This is a genomic window from Lysinibacillus sp. LZ02 (genome assembly GCF_050613145.1).
Classification (GTDB): Bacteria; Bacillota; Bacilli; order Bacillales_A; family Planococcaceae; genus Lysinibacillus_B.
The window spans coordinates 2,054,611-2,074,063 of the sequence record NZ_CP192507.1 but is presented as its reverse complement, the minus strand read 5'-3'; the positions used below and the strand labels follow the sequence as shown (position 1 = coordinate 2,074,063).

General features: G+C 36.4%; 22 protein-coding genes. 5 read left to right on the top strand and 17 right to left on the bottom strand.

Annotated features, from left to right (window positions below):
- Window positions 1–459 precede the first annotated feature (459 nt).
- Window positions 460–1,818, top strand: a complete 1,359-nt coding sequence (locus ACQQ2I_RS10135; RefSeq protein ID WP_431030393.1) for a nucleoside-diphosphate sugar epimerase — start codon at window positions 460–462, stop codon at window positions 1,816–1,818.
- A 45-nt stretch (window positions 1,819–1,863) separates the two neighbouring features.
- On the opposite strand, the gene ACQQ2I_RS10130 is transcribed toward ACQQ2I_RS10135, so the two are convergent.
- From ACQQ2I_RS10130 to ACQQ2I_RS10110, 5 genes are all read right to left on the bottom strand, one after another.
- Entirely contained in the window at window positions 1,864–3,555 is a 1,692-nt protein-coding gene (locus ACQQ2I_RS10130; RefSeq protein ID WP_431030392.1) for a putative bifunctional diguanylate cyclase/phosphodiesterase, read from the bottom strand.
- A 189-nt stretch (window positions 3,556–3,744) separates the two neighbouring features.
- Complete coding sequence (locus ACQQ2I_RS10125) at window positions 3,745–5,277, bottom strand: methyl-accepting chemotaxis protein (protein WP_431030391.1); 1,533 nt, start codon at window positions 5,275–5,277, stop codon at window positions 3,745–3,747.
- A 171-nt stretch (window positions 5,278–5,448) separates the two neighbouring features.
- Entirely contained in the window at window positions 5,449–5,613 is a 165-nt protein-coding gene (locus ACQQ2I_RS10120; RefSeq protein ID WP_431030390.1) for a transcriptional regulator, read from the bottom strand.
- A complete protein-coding gene (locus tag ACQQ2I_RS10115; protein WP_431030389.1) occupies window positions 5,613–5,771 on the bottom strand; it encodes a transcriptional regulator in 159 nt (52 codons plus the stop codon). The genes ACQQ2I_RS10120 and ACQQ2I_RS10115 overlap by 1 nt, the downstream gene beginning before the upstream one ends.
- 124 nt (window positions 5,772–5,895) lie before the next feature.
- Window positions 5,896–6,867, bottom strand: coding sequence for a tyrosine recombinase XerC (locus tag ACQQ2I_RS10110; protein WP_431030388.1), 972 nt, complete (start codon window positions 6,865–6,867; stop codon window positions 5,896–5,898).
- A gap of 754 nt (window positions 6,868–7,621) precedes the next feature.
- On the opposite strand from ACQQ2I_RS10110, the gene ACQQ2I_RS10105 reads away from it, so the two are divergent.
- Entirely contained in the window at window positions 7,622–8,059 is a 438-nt protein-coding gene (locus tag ACQQ2I_RS10105) for a hypothetical protein (protein ID WP_431030387.1), read from the top strand.
- A gap of 109 nt (window positions 8,060–8,168) precedes the next feature.
- Window positions 8,169–8,663 carry a L,D-transpeptidase family protein gene (locus tag ACQQ2I_RS10100; RefSeq protein WP_431030493.1) on the top strand — a complete coding sequence of 165 codons (495 nt, stop codon included), beginning with the start codon at window positions 8,169–8,171 and terminating at the stop codon, window positions 8,661–8,663.
- A gap of 13 nt (window positions 8,664–8,676) precedes the next feature.
- Here ACQQ2I_RS10100 and ACQQ2I_RS10095 read toward each other — a convergent pair whose 3' ends face one another.
- From ACQQ2I_RS10095 to ACQQ2I_RS10060, 8 genes are all read right to left on the bottom strand, one after another.
- Window positions 8,677–9,120, bottom strand: a complete 444-nt coding sequence (locus ACQQ2I_RS10095; protein ID WP_431030386.1) for a DUF4362 domain-containing protein — start codon at window positions 9,118–9,120, stop codon at window positions 8,677–8,679.
- 212 nt (window positions 9,121–9,332) lie between these two features.
- A complete protein-coding gene (locus tag ACQQ2I_RS10090; protein ID WP_431030385.1) occupies window positions 9,333–9,971 on the bottom strand; it encodes a nitroreductase family protein in 639 nt (212 codons plus the stop codon).
- An 80-nt stretch (window positions 9,972–10,051) separates the two neighbouring features.
- The gene (gene hslO, locus ACQQ2I_RS10085) at window positions 10,052–10,930 is read right to left on the bottom strand and encodes an Hsp33 family molecular chaperone HslO (protein ID WP_431030384.1); all 879 of its coding nucleotides are present in this window, start codon (window positions 10,928–10,930) and stop codon (window positions 10,052–10,054) included.
- A 19-nt stretch (window positions 10,931–10,949) separates the two neighbouring features.
- Window positions 10,950–11,942 carry an LLM class flavin-dependent oxidoreductase gene (locus ACQQ2I_RS10080; protein ID WP_431030383.1) on the bottom strand — a complete coding sequence of 331 codons (993 nt, stop codon included), beginning with the start codon at window positions 11,940–11,942 and terminating at the stop codon, window positions 10,950–10,952.
- A gap of 24 nt (window positions 11,943–11,966) precedes the next feature.
- Window positions 11,967–12,182, bottom strand: a complete 216-nt coding sequence (locus ACQQ2I_RS10075; protein ID WP_431030382.1) for a DUF896 domain-containing protein — start codon at window positions 12,180–12,182, stop codon at window positions 11,967–11,969.
- 54 nt (window positions 12,183–12,236) lie between these two features.
- Window positions 12,237–13,190 (bottom strand): LLM class oxidoreductase, encoded by a 954-nt coding sequence (locus tag ACQQ2I_RS10070; RefSeq protein WP_431030381.1) that lies wholly within the window; start codon window positions 13,188–13,190, stop codon window positions 12,237–12,239.
- Window positions 13,191–13,221: 31 nt separating this feature from the next.
- Window positions 13,222–13,701, bottom strand: a complete 480-nt coding sequence (locus ACQQ2I_RS10065; protein WP_431030380.1) for an RrF2 family transcriptional regulator — start codon at window positions 13,699–13,701, stop codon at window positions 13,222–13,224.
- A gap of 610 nt (window positions 13,702–14,311) precedes the next feature.
- Complete coding sequence (locus ACQQ2I_RS10060; RefSeq protein ID WP_431030379.1) at window positions 14,312–15,298, bottom strand: YhdH/YhfP family quinone oxidoreductase; 987 nt, start codon at window positions 15,296–15,298, stop codon at window positions 14,312–14,314.
- Between the two features lie 108 nt (window positions 15,299–15,406).
- Between ACQQ2I_RS10060 and ACQQ2I_RS10055 the strand changes: the two genes are divergently transcribed.
- Window positions 15,407–15,826, top strand: a complete 420-nt coding sequence (locus ACQQ2I_RS10055; RefSeq protein ID WP_431030378.1) for a MarR family winged helix-turn-helix transcriptional regulator — start codon at window positions 15,407–15,409, stop codon at window positions 15,824–15,826.
- Between the two features lie 329 nt (window positions 15,827–16,155).
- Here ACQQ2I_RS10055 and ACQQ2I_RS10050 read toward each other — a convergent pair whose 3' ends face one another.
- Genes ACQQ2I_RS10050 through ACQQ2I_RS10040 form a run of 3 tightly spaced genes read right to left on the bottom strand, consistent with a single transcriptional unit; the run spans window position 16,156 to window position 17,392 of the window.
- On the bottom strand, window positions 16,156–16,299 hold the full coding sequence (locus ACQQ2I_RS10050; protein ID WP_431030377.1) for a hypothetical protein: 144 nt from the start codon (window positions 16,297–16,299) through the stop codon (window positions 16,156–16,158).
- A 3-nt stretch (window positions 16,300–16,302) separates the two neighbouring features.
- Window positions 16,303–16,521 carry a hypothetical protein gene (locus ACQQ2I_RS10045; RefSeq protein WP_431030376.1) on the bottom strand — a complete coding sequence of 73 codons (219 nt, stop codon included), beginning with the start codon at window positions 16,519–16,521 and terminating at the stop codon, window positions 16,303–16,305.
- 1 nt (window position 16,522) lies between these two features.
- On the bottom strand, window positions 16,523–17,392 hold the full coding sequence (locus tag ACQQ2I_RS10040) for a tyrosine-type recombinase/integrase (protein WP_431030375.1): 870 nt from the start codon (window positions 17,390–17,392) through the stop codon (window positions 16,523–16,525).
- Window positions 17,393–17,720: 328 nt separating this feature from the next.
- Between ACQQ2I_RS10040 and ACQQ2I_RS10035 the strand changes: the two genes are divergently transcribed.
- Window positions 17,721–18,518, top strand: a complete 798-nt coding sequence (locus tag ACQQ2I_RS10035; RefSeq protein ID WP_431030374.1) for an enoyl-CoA hydratase/isomerase family protein — start codon at window positions 17,721–17,723, stop codon at window positions 18,516–18,518.
- A gap of 53 nt (window positions 18,519–18,571) precedes the next feature.
- On the opposite strand, the gene ACQQ2I_RS10030 is transcribed toward ACQQ2I_RS10035, so the two are convergent.
- Window positions 18,572–19,369: an ATP-binding protein gene (locus ACQQ2I_RS10030; RefSeq protein ID WP_431030373.1), complete on the bottom strand. Its 798-nt coding sequence runs from the start codon at window positions 19,367–19,369 to the stop codon at window positions 18,572–18,574.
- Window positions 19,370–19,453: the final 84 nt, after the last annotated feature.

Genomic DNA, 19,453 nt, shown 5'->3' with positions numbered 1-19,453 from the left:
TCCATCATCATCTGTGTTCGACTTATAGCAAAATCAATTTTATAGCAAACAATTTATATAGAAGTAGGTAGCACACGGAACGGAGAGCGGTGACTCCAGCGGGGGAAGTGGGCAAAGGCTAAAGTCGCCACGTCCTGTGGCAACGCCCCTGTGAGCAACATCATGTTGCCCCGAGCTGAAGACCCCGCAGGAAATTTATTTGCGACGAAAGCGCAGCGTCAGGAGCACTGAGGGACGAACGACGGGGAGACTGAAGCCATGCCCGCGGAAAGCATCCACTCGGAGTGGAGTGTGCCATGTATATAGGTAAACCCTAACTTTTGGTAATTAACCAAAAAAGAAGTGACCCCTTATAACTCAACACTTTTTGATTATTAATATCTTTTTAGATGAAAATATTACGCTCTTGTTAGAAAATTCGTTATACTTATAGTGGAGAGATAGAGAGGGAGGTTATGTATGTTAAAGATTAAAACAATTGAATTCAATAAAGTGATTTATGATGAATCGCTTTCTCATAATATATTTTCCATTGCCAATATTACGTTTTCAAATTATCCACCTGTTTATGGTGCACTATTGTATTGGCGTAAAAATGCAGATGACAAAGATTTTACCGCTGAGGGCGATTATAAGTTTTTTTATGATATGGCAAACGTTACATACTTTGCATCTGTCAAATTCCCAAAACATGTCCGCTTAACACGCGATCAAAAGCAGGAGCTTGCCTACATTTTACTTGAAGAACGCGGCGCTATCGGTTCCTATAGTTTTCCAACACACGGTAGTCGAAAAAAAAACTATGCTTATAAGAAAAGATTTCAAGAACTCCAATTCCCATCAGATTTTAATGTGAAATCCATTCCAGCCTATATTAAGTCTGTTGTTTCAAAAATGGATTTAGAGATGATTTTGCACGATTACCCTTCGTATAATCCCGATTTTATTACGAAATATGCAAAATGGCGCTATCAAACAGCGCAAATGCATCCAAATGATATTCAGCAATACTTGCCTTATATTGATTTTGATGTGATTTGTACGTTAAATCCGTATTTAACGGAAAGTTATTTAATTGACCACTTAGCACAAGTGAATTTTGAAATGATTGCCAGTAATTATCAGGTGTTAAATCGCCTTCCGGAGCCGTTTCGATTGTTTATGTATAGCCAAATAGATCCTGAACTTGCGAAAGAATTACAGGAATTTTTAGAGTCAGATATTGAGGATAGTGTTGCACAGGATATCCTCCCTTCTTTTGAAGAGGAGGATGCACTTGTCGAACTGGAGTTTTTTGATTATGATTGCGGTGCAAATAAATGGCCTGGTAGTGAGCATTTAGTAAAAGGCATTCCATCACTTGCTTGCCAGCTCTATGACCAGCTTGGCTATCGCAAATGTACAAATAAAGAAATGGATGAAAAATTTGCGAATTACAGCGAGCAGCAATGTGAGCTGATTAGCTATAGCCTTGAATTACACTGGATACACCGCTATAGAGACAAGTTAAACTGGTCCATTATTTGTGAATATAACCCTCATCTAACAGAGGATTTTTTAACAGCGCATTTAAAATATATTAATTTTAATGCATTGGGTAATAATACAAAATGTGAGTTGTCGGAGTCTTTTATGGATAAGCATATGAGTAGATTTAATCATCAAAAACCTGTCCCGCTTGTGATTCGCCACCTCACAGAAAATTTATACTTGACTCATAAAGACAAAATTGTTGTCAATAGCGAGCTGTTAAATGAATATGGTGATTTACTTGATGATGAGCAATTTTTATTACTGCAAAACTTAATTGAACCTTAAAAAATACGGGATTGTCTAATAAATGACAGTCCCGCATTTCTAATTTTAGGATAATTGTTCTAGCTTATTTGTAAAGTCTTTTACATTTAGTGGCTTGCTGAAATAATATCCTTGTACATATTCACAATGATACTCTTTTAAAATTTGGAGCTCCCTTAATTCCTCTACCCCTTCTGCTACAACTTCTAAATTTAAAGCATGTGCTAATTGGATAATGGCAGCTACCATGGCAATACCAGACTCCTCATTGCCAATATTCTGAATAAAAGAGCGGTCAATTTTCAATGCATCAATAGGGAACTGCTTTAAATAGCTAAGTGACGAGTAGCCAGTACCAAAATCATCTACAGAAATGGTAATGCCCATTTGTTTAATTTTTTGTATTTTGGCGATTAAATCGCTATTTTGATCCATCATGCTCATTTCTGTAATTTCAATTTCTAGCATATGTGGTTCAATTCCGACTTCGTTAATAATTTCTTGTAAACGTTCTACAAATGTTAGTTCTGCAAGGTGCTTAGGTGAAATATTGACTGCCACTCGTAAATTTAATCCGTACTGTTCATTCCACTCTTTTGCTTGTATTGCTGCACTTTTCAACACCCATTCGCCAATATCAATAATCAGCCCACATTCTTCTGCATAGGGAATAAATTGATCTGGTGGCACGAAGCCTAATTCATGATCCGTCCAACGAATAAGTGCTTCCATCCCTTCCATTTTCTCTGTTTTAACATTTATCTTTGGTTGGTAATGTAATTCAAATGCATTATTTCGAATCGCATGATGTAGCTTTGTTTCCAACATAAGAAGTTGATCATTTAGACCATTCATATTTTCATGGTATAAAACCCAGGCATTTCTCTTTTTCTTTTTAGCTTCATACATTGCTAAATCAGCTAATTTTAATATATCTGTAGCGCTCTTTCCGTGCTCCGGGAAAATGCTTACCCCCATACTGGTACTTGCATAAAACTCATATCCCGAAAATACAAAGCTCTCTTTAAAGATCGATAAAATGCGGTGAGCCATTTCATTTATACGGTTAACATCATTTAAAATATAAACGAATTCGTCCCCATTTAAACGATAAAAGGAATTACTTTGACCATCAATTGCCAACAGACGCTGGGCAATTTCTTTTAAAAACATATCCCCGACTTTATGACCTAAACCATCATTAATATGTTTAAAACGATTGACATCTAACAGAAATAAAGCGAATGTACTACCTATTGTTACTTCATGTTCCAATCTTTTAATTAAATTTCGGCGATTGGGTAAACCTGTTAAATCATCATGGTAAGCGATATATGTTATTTTTTTTATATTTTTTTGTGCCGTAATATCTGTCCGAATGGATATGTATTGATAAGGCTTTCCCCTATCATCTAAAAAAGGGACGATCGTCGTCTGCACCCAATAAAGTGAACCGTCCTTTGCGCGGTTACAAATTTCACTCTGCCATGTTTTTCCGTTTCCAATAGCTCTCCACATGTCACGAAAAAATGTTTTCGGGTGATAACCAGAATTTAAAATACGGTGATCTTGACCGATGAGCTCTTCACGGCTATATTGAGAAATGGCGCAAAACTGATCATTTACGGATGTAATAATTCCTCTTCTATCAGTGATAGCAACAATAACCGATTCATCTAAAGCAGCCTTAATATCGCTTAATTCTGCAATAGACATATCAACAGCCCCTAATGCCTGAGACGCATAAGCATTCAACATAATTTCCTCCCCTTCCATTATTATGTTTTCTAAGATACTATTTCAATTATAATACTACTATAAATATAAATACAATATCGGATAAAATATTAATTAAGAACTACTCGTTTATAATGCCTTTTGTACTATCAGATTTTAAAAAAATAAAAAGTAGTCATTCAAATATGCTGAATCACTACTTTTTTACCCTTATGTTAATTTTTTAATTAACACGTATATTTCACTTGTTATTTTATTTAAAGAAGATATGGCATGATCTAAAGATTGTACGGTTTTATATTGTTCAACTGACGATGATGAGATCATGTTAATATTGTTAGCTGTCACTCGATTTGAATCGGCAATATGGTTGAATAATTGTGAAGAATGTTCTGTACGTTTCAATAAAGAATGAACAGAATCCGCAATGAATTGCACCGTTTCTTCAACATTAGAAATTGTGGATAAGATAGAATCGAATGCCTCTCCGGTTATTTGAATGGATTCATTTCCTTTATAAATTTCAGACATCCCTTCTTGCATTTTTAAAGCAACATCGTTAATTTGCTGCTGAATCATTTCCATTACTTCATCGATTTCTTTGGCTGAATGTTGCGTACCTGTTGCTAAATTACGAATTTCTGAAGCTACAACCGCAAAGCCCTTTCCATGTTCTCCAGCACGTGCTGCTTCAATAGATGCATTTAACGCTAATAACTGTGTTTGTTCTGTGATATTATGAATCACTGTTAACAGTTTTGTAATTTTAGTTGATTGGTTAGCGAGTGTATCTACTAATTCATGAATCGAACTAATTGTATTCGTAATAACATAAATTTGATTTGTCACGTCATAAATCGTATTTTTACCTAACGATGCTTTATGTAAGCTATCTCTCGCCTTCTGTACAGCTTCTTCTGTCTGCCTATGGATATTAGTAAATTGCTGCAAGTTAGCCTCATTTTGAATAATCGCTTCTTTCATTGCGATTGCTTCTTGATCTTTAGTAAATGTTAATTCTTTTAATACTTCAGATATATTTAAACTAGCATTGCCAGCTAGTGTTGACCCATCTATTAACATTTGTGAAATATTTTGAAGCTGATCACCTTCCTTCGCCATTTCTTGAAGCAGTTGTTTCACTTGCGCTTCTGCTTGTGCCGTTTCTTTTGCTAAGTGTGCTTCACGAATTTGTGTTGAATAAATAATGACAATCGTTGCGGCTGAAGTCGTAATTAGAAAAATTGCATGAATCATTAACAACGTAAAGCTATAATCATCTGTACCACATAATAGCTGCGGAAATAAAAAATAACCAGCCAAATGATGAATGGCAAACACAATTGTACTAATAACAATAAGTAAAATTTGTTGGAATGATGCAATGATCGCTAACACCATAAAAATCGAAAAATGATACTCTACTAACCCATCTCCCCCTGCGATAATTGAAATGCTGGAAAATGTTAAGGTGAATGTAAGTAATATTGGGATTGCTTGATGATTTCTATCTTTGCGATAGAGCACATAGCTTGGGATTAATAATAATACAGGAAGAGCAAGAAACATATTCAGCAATACTTCGAGTCCACCTGTAACAGTTCCAATCGATTGTAAGGATAAATAACCATCTAAAAATCCAAACAGACGATGTAATAAATGAACAAGTAAAGATAATAAAACTACAAATGTTGATAAGTAAAACATCAACTTGCTTTTATCAATAAACTTTCCTAATTCCATAATCAACTCTCCTCCTTGTTTAATCTAAAAGTAACGCAATTCGAAAAACGTTTTGCTTGTATAATGGCGCATCTTATTTATAGTAGTCTTTTCAACTTAATTTTTTCTTAAAATACAAACAAAAACAACCTTCCCCTATTTCATCTAAGGAAAGGTTGTTATGTGACGTCATTAGCTGGCGACTTCATGTCGACCTCTTTTCTCAGCACAAGCAAGATACGTCTCAAGCTGCTCTTGTGATAAGTTTAAAATAAAATAGTGAAAGTTAATTGGCTCTAAACCATGCGTCTCACATGCTTGACGGTAATATTCATAAGCTTGTCTATAATCATTCATTATGGTTGCATTCCTTTCTTTACACGAGCTTGTTCATTGTAAGCATCTAGTTGTTCTTGCGATAGTTGAATTACATAATAGCGGAAATTGACTGGCTCTAATCCGAATTGCTCACATTTTTCACGGTAGATTTGATAGCCTTCTTGATACATTGTCATATAAATCATCCTCCCACTTAAGTTGTACTATAACAGTTTTTGTTTTATGTATTTAATATAGTACAGAAAAATCATAGTGTCAACAAAATTTTCAGAAAAGTTATATAAAAAATAAGCCTACCAACTAGATAGACTCATTAGTAGACATAATAATATTATTAAAAGGATTTTTCTGCATGACATCTTGGATTTGTTCATCCTCAATATGTGTATAGATTTGTGTTGTGGCAACACTTGAGTGTCCTAAAATATGCTGCAAACTTCGAATATCAGCACCTGCCTTATACATCATCGTCGCTGATGTATGACGTAGTTTATGGGGCGTCAATTTCTCTTTTTGTAACGTCTGATTATTAATTTGCTTCACGATTTTAGCAACGGTTTGTCGCGTAAAACGCGTCCCTTTTTGTGACACAAATAACGGTTCGTCCCCTTCTCCTTTAAACACTTTTCGCTCAGGTAAATAATGTTCAAGCGCAGTCATACAAGTATCGTTTAAGTAAACCGTCCGCTCTTTATTCCCTTTCCCAATGACTGTTAACTGACGTCCTTGAATCGAATTGATATTAATGGAACAAAGCTCTGATACACGAATACCGAGATTGAGGAAAAACATCATCATACAGTGGTCGCGCTTACTATATTGTCTATCTTCAATCGATGTAATAAATGTCTTTGCCTCTTCCATATTTAAATACACTGGCTTTCGCTTTCCGATTTTCGGAGACTCTAGCTCTTCCGCGATATTATCATCGATTAAACGACGCTTCCCCTTTAAATATTTGAAGAATGATTTAAGTGTTGCTACTTTTCGCGCACGAGCAGCGGGCGAATTATTTCGTTGCACCTCACAATACTCCATAAATAAATATAGGTCCTCTAGTGATATTTCCTTAATAAAATCAATCGTAATGTCTGAAATATCAATGGTATGTATTTCGTTATTTGAGATATCTTCTTGCACCGCTTTTAAAAATCGGAAAGTTAAAATGAGATCGTATTCATACTCTTTTCGAGTACGCTGTGATTTTCCGGTAATCGTTGTTAAGTAGATTAAAAAGTCTTTGATGATTTTTGGTAGTTTCACTTGTGCCATATGCTCACCTCTATACGCTATTTTAGCATAAAAAAAGTTCCCAAATTCATATTTGGGAACTTTTTGTTGAGTTTTATAGAAAAATAGCGAAAATCGCCTATGTTTTAGAATGTACGTTCTTGTTTATAAGATTCGCTCTCAGACGCATCGAAATTATATTTTATATACCTTGCCCCATCTCGATTCGTCTCAGTGCGCTTTTGAAAATGGGAGAAAAAGGGTCTATTAACGTTAGATTTAAAACGATAAGCCCCTCACCAAAAGGTAAATGACATTTTAAATCTTTTGAATTAAAAATTAGAAACTTTAAAGTAACTCATTTGTAGAAATAATAAACGACATTAAATTTTAGAGGTAATAACTTGAAAACGATTAATTATAAAAATTCTGTTGTTACAGACTATCTCTTACTTGGAGGCGTAATTTTTAATGTTTTTGATTTTAAGGAAAACATTAAACTTTCTTAATATCTTAGATTTGATATATTTAATGCATTCTATACCTAAAAAACATGCCTAAATAAAAGCTTGATAATACATGAAAACCCTCAAAATACAACAGCATTTTGAGGGTTTTCTTATGAAGTTCCTTTATTCAGTTTTTATGCAGGTTACACTAAAACTTTATAGTTCGCTCTCATTTTACATACAGTATTTTAAGCCTAGAAACAATGTGTGTGTCTGCGCCTATATTCACATCTTTTATATTTTCACATAGATTAATATGAAATTATAATGAAAGAAGGTATGCACTGTTGTACAATAACCCTTTTGATGATTTCGACTCGCCAAACCAACGATTTTTCCCACAAGGGCCAGGAGGATGGCCAGCTCCTCCGCCTGTTGGACCACCGGGCGGACCACCACCATTTGGAGGATCACCTGGCGGCGGTGGCGGTGGTAGACCACCACAACCTGGAGGTCCAACACCAATGGCACCACCACCAAATTTCACTCCTGCAATGCCTTCCACTTACGGTGCTCAAGCAATGCACGGTGGTGGTTGGGACATTCGCATTTGCCTGTACCGTAACACATATGTCTGGTTACGAAACGGAAGAAGTTTTTGGTTCTACCCTATTGCTGTAACGAGAAATCAAATTATAGGATTCCGCTGGAGCACAAGATCTGGCTGGACTTATCGAACAATTAATCGCGATAACCTTCTTACTTTTACATGTTTCTTCGGCTAAAACCTCTTCATATTTCCATCCACTCAAACAAACTTACTCAAAAAACTGGCAGAGCTTAGGACTGCAACAGACCTAAGCTCGAATACATATTTTATAGAGGTGATTAATGATGCTTCATATTGTGAAACCCGGTGAAACACTTAGCCAAATTGCTAGAGATTACCGCATACCGCTTTCTTCCATTATCAGCGCGAACCCAACGATCAATCCAGATGTTCTTTATATTGGTCAACCAATTGAAATACCTGGATTCCCTGACCCAAGTACACTTCCTTATCATATCGATATTTCGATTAACAAGCGTACACTTCGATTATTCAAAAATAATGTATTGCAAAAACAGTATCCAATCGCTGTTGGAAAAATGTTAAATAGAACACCTGTAGGTAACTTTATTATTATTAATAAAGCCCCCAACCCCGGTGGTCCATTTGGTACGATGTGGATGAGTTTATCGAAAGAACATTACGGTATTCATGGTACGAATAATCCGAGTTCGATTGGTCAAGCTGTTTCAAGAGGATGCGTACGTATGCATAATCATGATGTAGAGGAGCTGGCAAGAATAATTCCTATTGGCACATCTGTTTCGATTCATTTATAGCTTTAGTGCTAATTTACTTTTCTATTATTAATAGCAAATCATCTAGTTCTTCTTCACATGCCATTAGTTTATAAACGCTAAGTTCACTCGTTTCGAGCTTTTCAATCGATTGACATGTTGTAGCAGCAACCATTTGTTCACCATAGCGATCTTGCGTAGAGTCTATAGTATACATAATAATATTATCATTATATATAAGGTCTTTGTAAATGGCATCCCCTTCCGTTGTGTAGCTGACAATTCGTACTTTATCACTTGTACTATCTTCTACATGCCCAACAAAAGCTTCAAAGCGCTCTAAATTCGTAATGTCGCCATACTTATTAACCACATCTTCTTCCATAAGTGTGTAAGCAGTAGTACTCACCGGTATGACAGGCGACTCAGTGACTTCCTCTTTATCCTTGCAAGAAATTAACATAAGACATACAGGAAACAATAATAAAATCTTTTTCATGGATTCTTCTCCTCGTATAGAAAATCTATATATAATATTTATTCATCAACACGAAAAAAATTCCTGTATTTTACATCATAATCACTTAAGTAAACGATTTCTTGCATTGAACTAATATGTATTAATTCGACATGAGTAATAAAGCTCAAAACAACAAGCAACACTGCGATGCACGTATCAATGCATCGCAGTGTTGCTTTCTTTTTTTAAAATTACTTCCAGTGCGCAATTTGGTGAATTGGAAGGCGAACAGATTTATGGCCATCTTCAGCTGCTTTACCAATTGAAATAAGCATCACTGGGACATAGCGGTCTTGATCTAAGCCAAATGCTTCGACAATTTTATCCTTTTCAAAGCCACCTATTGGACATGTATCGTAACCATGTGCGCGTGCAGCAAGCATTAGTTGCATAGCGACAAGACCACCATCAATGAATACAGTCTCTTTCATGTCTTGTGAATCTAATGTTGAATAATGAGCGGCAATGTTACTCATTAGCATTTCTTTTACCTCTAAAGGCATATATCCAAGCTCAACAGTTTTACCATAAATTTCTTCACCATATTCAAAATTGTTAAGATCACCTAGTACAGCAATTACTGCGGAAGATGTTTCGACTTGCGTTTGGTTGAAGCGTGCAAGTGGCGCAAGTGTTACTTTTCCTTCGTCGCTTTCAATAACAAGAAAACGCCATGGTTGCATATTGAATGAAGAAGGTGCAAGCGTCGCTTCTGTTAAAATCTCTGTCATTTCTTCCTTACTAATTTTCACAGATGTGTCATAGTTTCGAATGGAATGGCGACCCATTAAAATTTCTTTAAAATCATTTGTTTGTTGTGTGGTAATCATAGATGAATTAGCTCCTTTTTACGTGTGAAATTTTTCAAGTTATTTTGAATACGATTTCGAACTACTTGTATGGCGTTCGATTAAACTGCTGCGTTCTTTAATTCCTCTAAGTTCTCTTTCGTGAAATGGTACGTTTCATTACAAAAATGGCAATTCGCTTCAGCTTGTCCGTCGGTTTCAATCATGTCTTGGATTTCTTCGCTTCCTAAACTAATGATTGCATTGGAAACTCTCTCTTCCGAGCATTGACACTGGAATTGAACCGGCATTGTTTCTAGAATACTTACATTTCCTTCTCCAAGTACTTGCTCCAGTATTTGCTCTGGCGTCATTCCTTCTGCAATCATTGTAGAGATTGGCTTGATGACGTTCAGACGTTCTTCGATTGCACTAATTACCTCATCTTCTGCACCTGGCATAAGTTGAATAATAAAGCCGCCAGCTGATTGAATTGTGTTATCCGGGTTCACTAGCACGCCTACCCCTACTGCAGATGGCGTTTGTTCAGAATTCAAAAGATAAGAGGTAAAGTCCTCTCCAATTTCACCTGAAACTAACGGAATTTGCCCTACAAAAGGATGTTGAAGTCCTATATCTTTTGAAATGGTCATTAATCCATTTGTTCCTACTGCTCTTTTCACATCTAATTTTCCTTGTTCATTAAGGTCAAAATGAGTTTGAGGATTGGATACATAGCCTCTCACTTCCCCTTTGGCGTTTGTATCAACAAGAATTGTGCCAATAGGACCTCCGCCATTGATTTTTATCGTTAGCTTTTCTTCACCTTTAAGCATTGCTCCTAGCATCACACCTGCAGTCATCGATCGTCCTAATGCAGCTGAAGCAGTTGGCCACGTAATGTGACGTCGCTGAGCCTCTCCTACTGTTACGGTTGTGTTGACTGCATACGCACGCACTTGACCATTGTATGCTAGTGCTTTTACTAAATAATCGTTCATTTCTTTCTTCCTTTCAAATTTAAAGTAATTCCTGTGCCAGTAATCGATACACATTGAGACGTTTTTCTTGTGAATGAGGAATGCTGCAAATCATCGCTTCATCAAAACCATAATAAGCTTGTTCTTCCTGCAATATTGCGGCAACTTCTTTTGCCTCTCCGACTAAATGGATTTTACGGTTTTCCTTTATAATCATTCGGTCCATTTCTGTCAATGGGTAATCACGGGCTTCCTCAGGCGTCATCACTTGGCCAATCTTGCCTCTCATAAACAGTAAGCGCCAAATATCTTGTGGCTTTGCTTCGAACTCAGCTTCTTCTTTTGTTTCGGCTGTTGTCACCATATAGGAAACCTTGATTTGTGGTTTTTCCATAAAGGCTGAAGGCTGAAAATTCCTTTTGTATGCATCTAAAATTTCTTTCGTCATCTCACCATTAAAAAATTGTGCAAAAGAATAACCAACACCCCTGCGCCCAGCTTGGATCGCACTGTTACCGCTTGAACCTAACAGCCAAGCTTCCGGTAAAACGACTTGGGACGGTGTTGCGATTGTTTTATGATACAAACTATCTTTAGGTACTTCGTCGTTAATTAACTGCAATGCAGTATCAAATTTTTCATACATATTGTTGAACATCGGTTGGCGACCTTCTGATAACGCATAAATAGCGTAGTTATCTCCTCCAGGAGCTCGACCGACGCCAAAATCAATGCGACCTGGGGAAAATGCACTTAATGTTTTAAATACCTCAGCTAGTTTCAATGGAGAATAATGCATCATCATCACTCCACCGGTTCCGATACGAATATTTTTCGTTTTAGCAGTCAAATAGGCTGTCGTTACCTCAGGAGCAGAGCTTGCAAAAACATTTGTTGCATGATGTTCTGCCATCCACATGCGATGGTAGCCTAATTCATCTCCTAAAATCGCTAGCTCTTCCGCCTTTTTCAAAGCATCTGCTGCCGTATTCCCTCTCGTAATAGGGGCTTGGTCCAGAATACTTAATCTCATCTAGATACCATCCTTCCAATAAAGTTATGCTTCCTTTTCTTTACGTAATTTGTCCGGTGTGACATCATTTCCAAGTGGGTCAAGTACCGTCATCCCTGAAAAAGTAGTAAGTACTTGTCCGCGAATTTCGCGTAAATAATCTTCGCGTAATACTTGTTGCTCCACACGTTCAGCATTTGTTAAACCTTCTTCACGCTGTTTTTTCGCCAATTCATTAATACGCCCTAATATATTAATCATCTTACTTCCCCTCAATTCTCTTTATTAATTATGCCTATAACGACACTCAACCGCTTATGTAGTTAGTGCAGGGAAATGCGGCACTACATATTCTCCTAATTCTTGAATCACTTCAGCCATCGGACGGTTTCCCTTTTTCAAAACAAGAATGACATGATTTACCCCAATATTTTGTAACGCATACAGGTAATCAATTAAAAACTTATGACCTGATGTGAAACCGACTTTAATCGGAATTGGATAAGGTGAAGCCATTGGATTTTCTGATAAATTTATAACTAAAGGCTGTAAGAACGGTTTGAACCCTCCTGCTGCTTTCTGCCAAAGCCTAATGAGCTCCTGCTGTCGATTGGCCTCTTGCGCATAGAACATCCAGCCATCTGTATTTTCTGCTAACCACTCCACTGTTTGCCCTGAATATCCTGTACCCAAAATGGGAATATCGGTTAAAAGGGGCTTAGGAATCACATCCCCCTCTATTAGTCCGACTCGCTTTGACTGTATTTTCGGGAATGATTCTTGCCACACTTTTCTCATGACTAAAATGGACTCCCTAAACAATTCATCCCGTTCATCCCGGTCTACTTTAAATGCAGGAAATTCGATAGGACGGTCTCCAGTGGCAACACCAAATAAGAAGCGTTGCTTAGACATATCATCTAAAGAGGCAGCTGATTTCGCTAAGTGTAGAGGATGCCGCAATGTAGTGACAACACTCGCAGTACCAAGCGCGATTTTTTTCGTATGTGCACTTACATATGCAAGCAGTAGAAAAGGATCATACATAACACCATTATCTCCAAAATTCGGATCATAAAGTGGTGAATCCCTTACAAACAAAGAAGCAAACCCTAAATCTTCCGCTTGTTTTGCTAGCATCATTTGTTCTGCTAAATTCATTGTCCCGAGATTATCTGTAGACATCTCCAAAGGAAACGAAATGCCAAGCGTCAATTTATTTTCTTTAAATGTTCGTGCAAAACCGTTATGCGATTGAAATTTATTCAAATTTATTCCACCTGACTATGACGCTTTTCTGTCATAAAACCATTTTTTCTTTTATCCATTCTTGCAGTAATTGCACTTCTGGCTGGTAACTGTTATTTATTTCTTCATATAAAGATGCAATTGTTTTGCGTTTCAACACGGATTTCCAAGAAGACTCCGCTTCTTCCATTAAACCTGCTAGCAAGCAACAGCTGTTTCCTTCCTCCAATTCAAGCATGTCATGTAACACACCACTAGAAGAAAAAAGAGATTGCTGCCCCTCTACAGCAAGATAAATATCGTATACCCGAATATCTTCAGGTTTTTTCTTTAATTTAAATCCTCCCTTTACCCCTGGTACAGAAGTAATCAGGTCTGCACTCACTAACTTCCGTAACAATTTTTGAAAATACGTTGGTGAGGCGCACAATTGTTGACTGATTGCTTCCCCAGGTAACACCGCTTTATCCGGTAACAGGTTAAGGATCAAAATGGCATACACGGACTGTTCGACTCCCGTTTTCATTTGCATGATCATCACCACCTTCATTTATGTGACTTTTAAATGCTTTACACAAAACCAAATAAACTAACGTAGATAAACATTGTCCACGTTAGTTTAACTTATCATTATTAAAATGTAAACTTTTTTGTTTGGTTGTTTACATTATGAAAAATATGGTAATAAAAAGGTTGATTTGATAAACTTGTAGTACAAAGCGAAAATGCCTCTCGTATTTTGCCTTGACAGCAATTGCGATAAGTAAGCTTTCGCTTTTCTAAATGATAAAATTTCAGAATTACCATAAAATAAAACCTAAGTTACTATGGTGAAACTGTTTTTAACGACGCTACGAAAGCTATTTGGAGATAAGAAATCACCATTTCTTATCACTTCACAGTCTCAATAGAGTAAGGTTATTGAGACAGATATAAAGTTGCGCAAAATAAGGATTCTTAAAGTCTCATACTACTTGTCTCAAAACTCTTACCATTGTAAATCTGCATTTTCCTGACTGTATCCATATATAGTTCACGTCTTAATTATCTTATAGAGCCGTCTAATGCCAACTGCTTCTCATGCTTTTCACCATACTTGGAGTCTCTTCGAAGAAGTACAAATAAAATGATAAATTGTATTTTTAATATTTAATAATTGTTCTCCCCAAATGCTGGCCATTTTTGATTGATTCAATCTTTTGGGGCAACTCTTCAAGAGAAATCTCACTTATTAGAGTCGTTTGGGAAATATTCCATTCATTCGCTATTTTACCCCAAATACCCCCACGTTTATTGATTGGTACATTGACAGAATCAATTCCTAAAAGGTTGATTCCTCTTAGTATAAACGGCAATACTGTTGATGTTAGTTGGATTCCACCAGCATTCCCACACATACTCATACTTCCACCATAAGAGATTTGAGGAATCAATACCGAGGCCACTTCTCCACCAACGGTATCTAATACATAATCAAACCTTTGTTTATTTAATGGTTTCTTTAGCTCTCCTAACTCGTTTGCAAAAATAACATCGGTTGCTCCTAAAGATTTTGCCACCTCAGATTGGTGCTCTTTTCGTACTAAAGCAAAAATATTTTTGTATCCGATTTTAGATAAGATTTGTAACGCAATACTACCTACTCCACCAGTCGAACCAGTAACTAGTATACTTGGATTGTTATTCATGTCCATGCCATTCTTCTCTAGAGCCATGATGGAAAGAGCAGCAGTAAACCCTGCTGTTCCAAAAACCATTGCTTCCTTTAAGGTCAAGTTATTGGGCAAAGGAACAATCCAATCTGCAGGGACTCTAGCATATTCTGCAAATCCTCCTGTATGACTCATGCCCATAGTAAAACCTGTAACAATAACTTTCTGTCCCTCTGTGTAACGATTATCTGTTGTATGAACAATGGTTCCACTTAAATCAATTCCGGGAATCATTGGATAATTTCTAATAACACCTCCATTTTTTTGAACAGCCAACATATCCTTGTAGTTTATCGAAGAATATGCCACCTTAATTAAAACTTCGCCATCAGAAAGACTGTCAATACTAACATCTTCCAAACTATAAATCACTTGATTCTGTTTTTCTTTTACAATAATCGCTTTAAATGTATTCATAATTATTTACTCCCCCTTATTTTGTAATGAAACATTTTTGTTGCAAAAATGTTTCATTACAAAAACTAACATGATATTATAGATAATGTCAATATGGAGGAGATACTTATGGAACTAAAAGAATGCATGAACTTTTTGCTAAGTGTTAGTCAGAATAAAGTGTTTAAATATTTTAGCAAGCTTTTAGAGGAATATGGAGTAACACCAGCTCAGTATGGTGTGTTAAATTGTTTGTGGAGAGAGGGACAATTATCTCCTAAACAAATTGGAGAAATGGTATATTTAGAAGCCCCTACAGTCTCTGGGATATTAGATAAAATGCAAAAAGCTGATTTAATCGAACGTTCAGTAGATCCTAAAAATCGCAGAAATGTTTTAGTGGTGGCTACTCAAAAATCGAACGAAATTAGAGATAAAGTTGAAGCAACAACAATTAATTTGAATAATGTGGTCCTTCAAAATTTGTCAGATAGCGATAAGATTGTGCTAAAAAAAGCATTAGATACGATAATAAAGTCTAATTTTTAATTATCCTTTTTTAGACATAGCCAATAGTGGAACTCCCCTTCATAATCGGTTGAAGGGGGTTTTTGGCATTTTTCTTACTAAACAGTCTAGCCGGATTGCTGAATAACCTATTGCCGTGTTAATACATGCTTTTACCATAAACCAGTGTTTTTGTAACGCTTTTTCATCACCCTACTAACCTTTAGTTTTAGTAAGATTATAGGTTATCAAAAATATTACCAAATACTTTTATAATAAGGGTCCCTCTGCTCATTAAATGACTATCCCCCTACAAAATATAGGATTTTTACAGCTGTATCTCCTGTAAAAATCAAAAAACCCGGTCCTATTCAAAGACCAGGCATTGCCACAAAGATTTGGTAAATAATATAAAAAATAAATAGTATGATCGCAAATTTAATCAGCCACTTTGCAATACTCCACAAGATGCTAACGACAATGATGAAGATAATAATCGATAGTAAAAGTTCCATAGGCTATCCCTCAACCACAATGGAACTTTTATCAATCATCCAGTTCGTTAACATCATTGCGCGGGTTTTGGATTCAATTTCTGCTTGTAACGATAAATGCAGCAAGCCGTTCTCTACTTCCTTATATTGCTGTTCCGCTAGTGACTCTTCAACCGCTTTAACGGTAACCCCTCTTTCTTTCAGCTCTTCCGTAATAGACGCTTCCATTAAACTGATGCTCATTTTACTCCTCCTTCAGTAGACGCTTATGCCGTTCAATGAGCACTCCTTTTCGTGCATAGCCAAACTTTTCAAATAAGTCATCTGTCTCTTCTTGTTGCATATACATCTCAATGACCGTATAACGGAGATTTGTGCATGTTACCTTAAAAGCGAGTAGCTTAGACATTTGTAAAAATACTCGTTCCACCGTTTTCACCGTAATCGGTTCACCGAGCTTATTCCCAACACCTAGCCAAACATCATCAATCTGTTCTAGCTGTGAGAAAAATAATTCTGTTTCTTGCTTATATTGGAACAGAATTTCCAGTAATTTTACCGGTAAGTCCAACGTACGATACGTACTTCTTTCCATAATATGAATCGTCATTTCATCTTCGTTTATATGGGACCATTTCATTTTTACAAGCTCTGCCGGTTTAATGCCAAGCATAGTAATTGCATACGTAATCGTAAGGTTTCGCATCGCAAGCCACGAATGCTCCTCTGTTTGAGCAATTCTATATAGGTTATGCCAGCAGTCCAGTACTTGTTGTAGTTCGGATTCCGTTAATGCAAATAATTTGGTTTCTTTTTTGGCTACTGGCTCTAGCAATGTTTCATTATACGAGTCAATATATTTCCGACCATATAAAAACTCTAAATAAGCTCGCATCGCGGCTAACTTCCGATTGACGGAGTTTGCAGTATTATAGTGCGTGTATAGATGGTTAATATAAACCTTTAATCCATCCTGAAACTGATCACGAAATGATTCCTCGTCTAGAAACTTTTCAAACTGTTTTGCATCATTTACATATTGCTTCACTGTATGTGGTGACTTGTTTAAACCTTGTAAAAATGCACGAAATGCCTCTGCATAATGATTCCCCATTGATTTAACCTCCTTATTAAGTTGCGTGTTTTTATTTGAGTTTCAAGATATTTTGATGCGTGTAATTTTATATTATTATAAACTATAGTGTCGTATAATATGCATTAAAGTAAAGTTTTTCATTTGGAACATTCGTTCTTTTAAGCTGTATTATAACCAAATTTTCAATTTTGTGCTATGATTGGCACTGAGTATATAAAACTGTACTGTAACAGATACTGAAAATCACTACACCTATGCACCTTTTTGCTTGAAAATTCACTTAATTGTATATCAAAATGTTATTGTAGTATATAATATGGCTAATTCATTAACAGGGGGAAATAAAATGCAAGTACGTACTACTCGATTAGAGGCAGAAGACGCAAAAATTATTTATCAAGAAACGGCTGGTTTGGCCATTATTACGATTCACCGCCCACAACTTAAAAATGCATTAACTGCAAATATGTGGGATCAATTAGCAAAAATCGCCCTACAAACATTAGAAAATCCAAAAAACAAAGTATTAATTTTACGTGGTTCCGGCGAAAACTTTACAGCTGGTTCCGATATTAAAGAATTCAACTCGATTTCACTTGAAAAAGCGGAAGCTGCTTTCATCAACATGGAAAATACGATTTCAACAATTGAAAACTTACCAATTCCAGTCATCGGTGTTATTAACGGACCTGCCATGGGTGCTGGCTTAGAACTTGCGCTAGCTTGTGATATTCGAATCGGTTCCGATAAAACGAAAATGGGTATTCCAGTTGGGAAATTAGGCATTACACTAAACAATAAATTTGCTAAACGTCTTGTTGATTTAGTCGGACCAAGTGCAACAAAAGATTTTGTCTTTACCGGTCGTATGTATAAAGCAGAAGAAGCGTTCAAAGTGGGTATGTTAAACTATTTAGTAGCAGAAAAAGACTTAAATCGCTTTGCCATTCGTATGGGGAAATTAGTAGCTGGGATGTCGCCGGATTCTTTACTTGCTGTAAAGCGTTCTGTTCGTGAATGTTTAGACTCCACACCAAAACTGTGGGAAGGGTCTACACCATTTGTTTCACAAACTGATTTTGCTGAAGGTGTACGTGCTTTCGTTGAAAAACGCCAACCTGAATTTAAACGACAAACGAAATAACAAAATGAAAACAGGTAGAGAAAACAATACTTTTCTCCACCTGTTTTTTAGTTTTATTTAATTCCTTTTACAACAATATTCACATATTCTGGTTCAATACCAAAATGCAATAAAAATGATCCGGAAATTTGTTGTTGCAAGCCGCGCACTACTTCCCTCACATCATATGTAACAGGTGCCTTTAAAGAAATCACAATCGTCATCGACGGCATTAAATCCACCGTTAATTGCGCAATGTCAAAACGAGCAATCCCATTATAGTTACTTAATTCATGCGTTAACACTTGCAAGTAAACCGATTTGGAAATATCAATAGTTTCTTGATGAAAATCCGGTCGAACAATCGTTGTTTCCCCTATTTTTTTATTTTTAAAGAAGATTTCTCGTCCCTTTTGAATAAATCGCTTAAAAAAGTTTTGTTCCACTTGCGCATGTGGAATCGGCATTACATGTTTGCCTTGTGTTTCGCGAATAAACTTAGCTAACTGAATTTCTTTAGTTGTACGAATATCTGTTACATAATGAAAATGATCAATCGGCGCTACGTTTAACCGATCGGCAATTTGCTTCGTCATTTTATCGCTCGTACCTATAATAAGTAACGACTTCAAATCCGCTTCTTGTAATGCCTTTATGACTGCCTGTCGATGCTCTTCATCATGAAAGATAGCACGGCGTACAGCCGTAATTGTATTTTTTTCAAACTTTGCACTTGTCCCAGCTAATTTTTCCCCGTTTACGATCAGTAAGCCATCATCAATAATCCCTTCAATCCCATATTGATGGGCGAATTCTAATGCTGATGTACTTTTCCCTGTTCCACTTGGACCGCTTAATGAATAGGTTTCCATTACTATCACCATCCCTTCCCTTTAGTGTAAACGATTACTAAGTGATTGACGAATCGTTTTATGCAAAGATTTCTGCGCTACTGT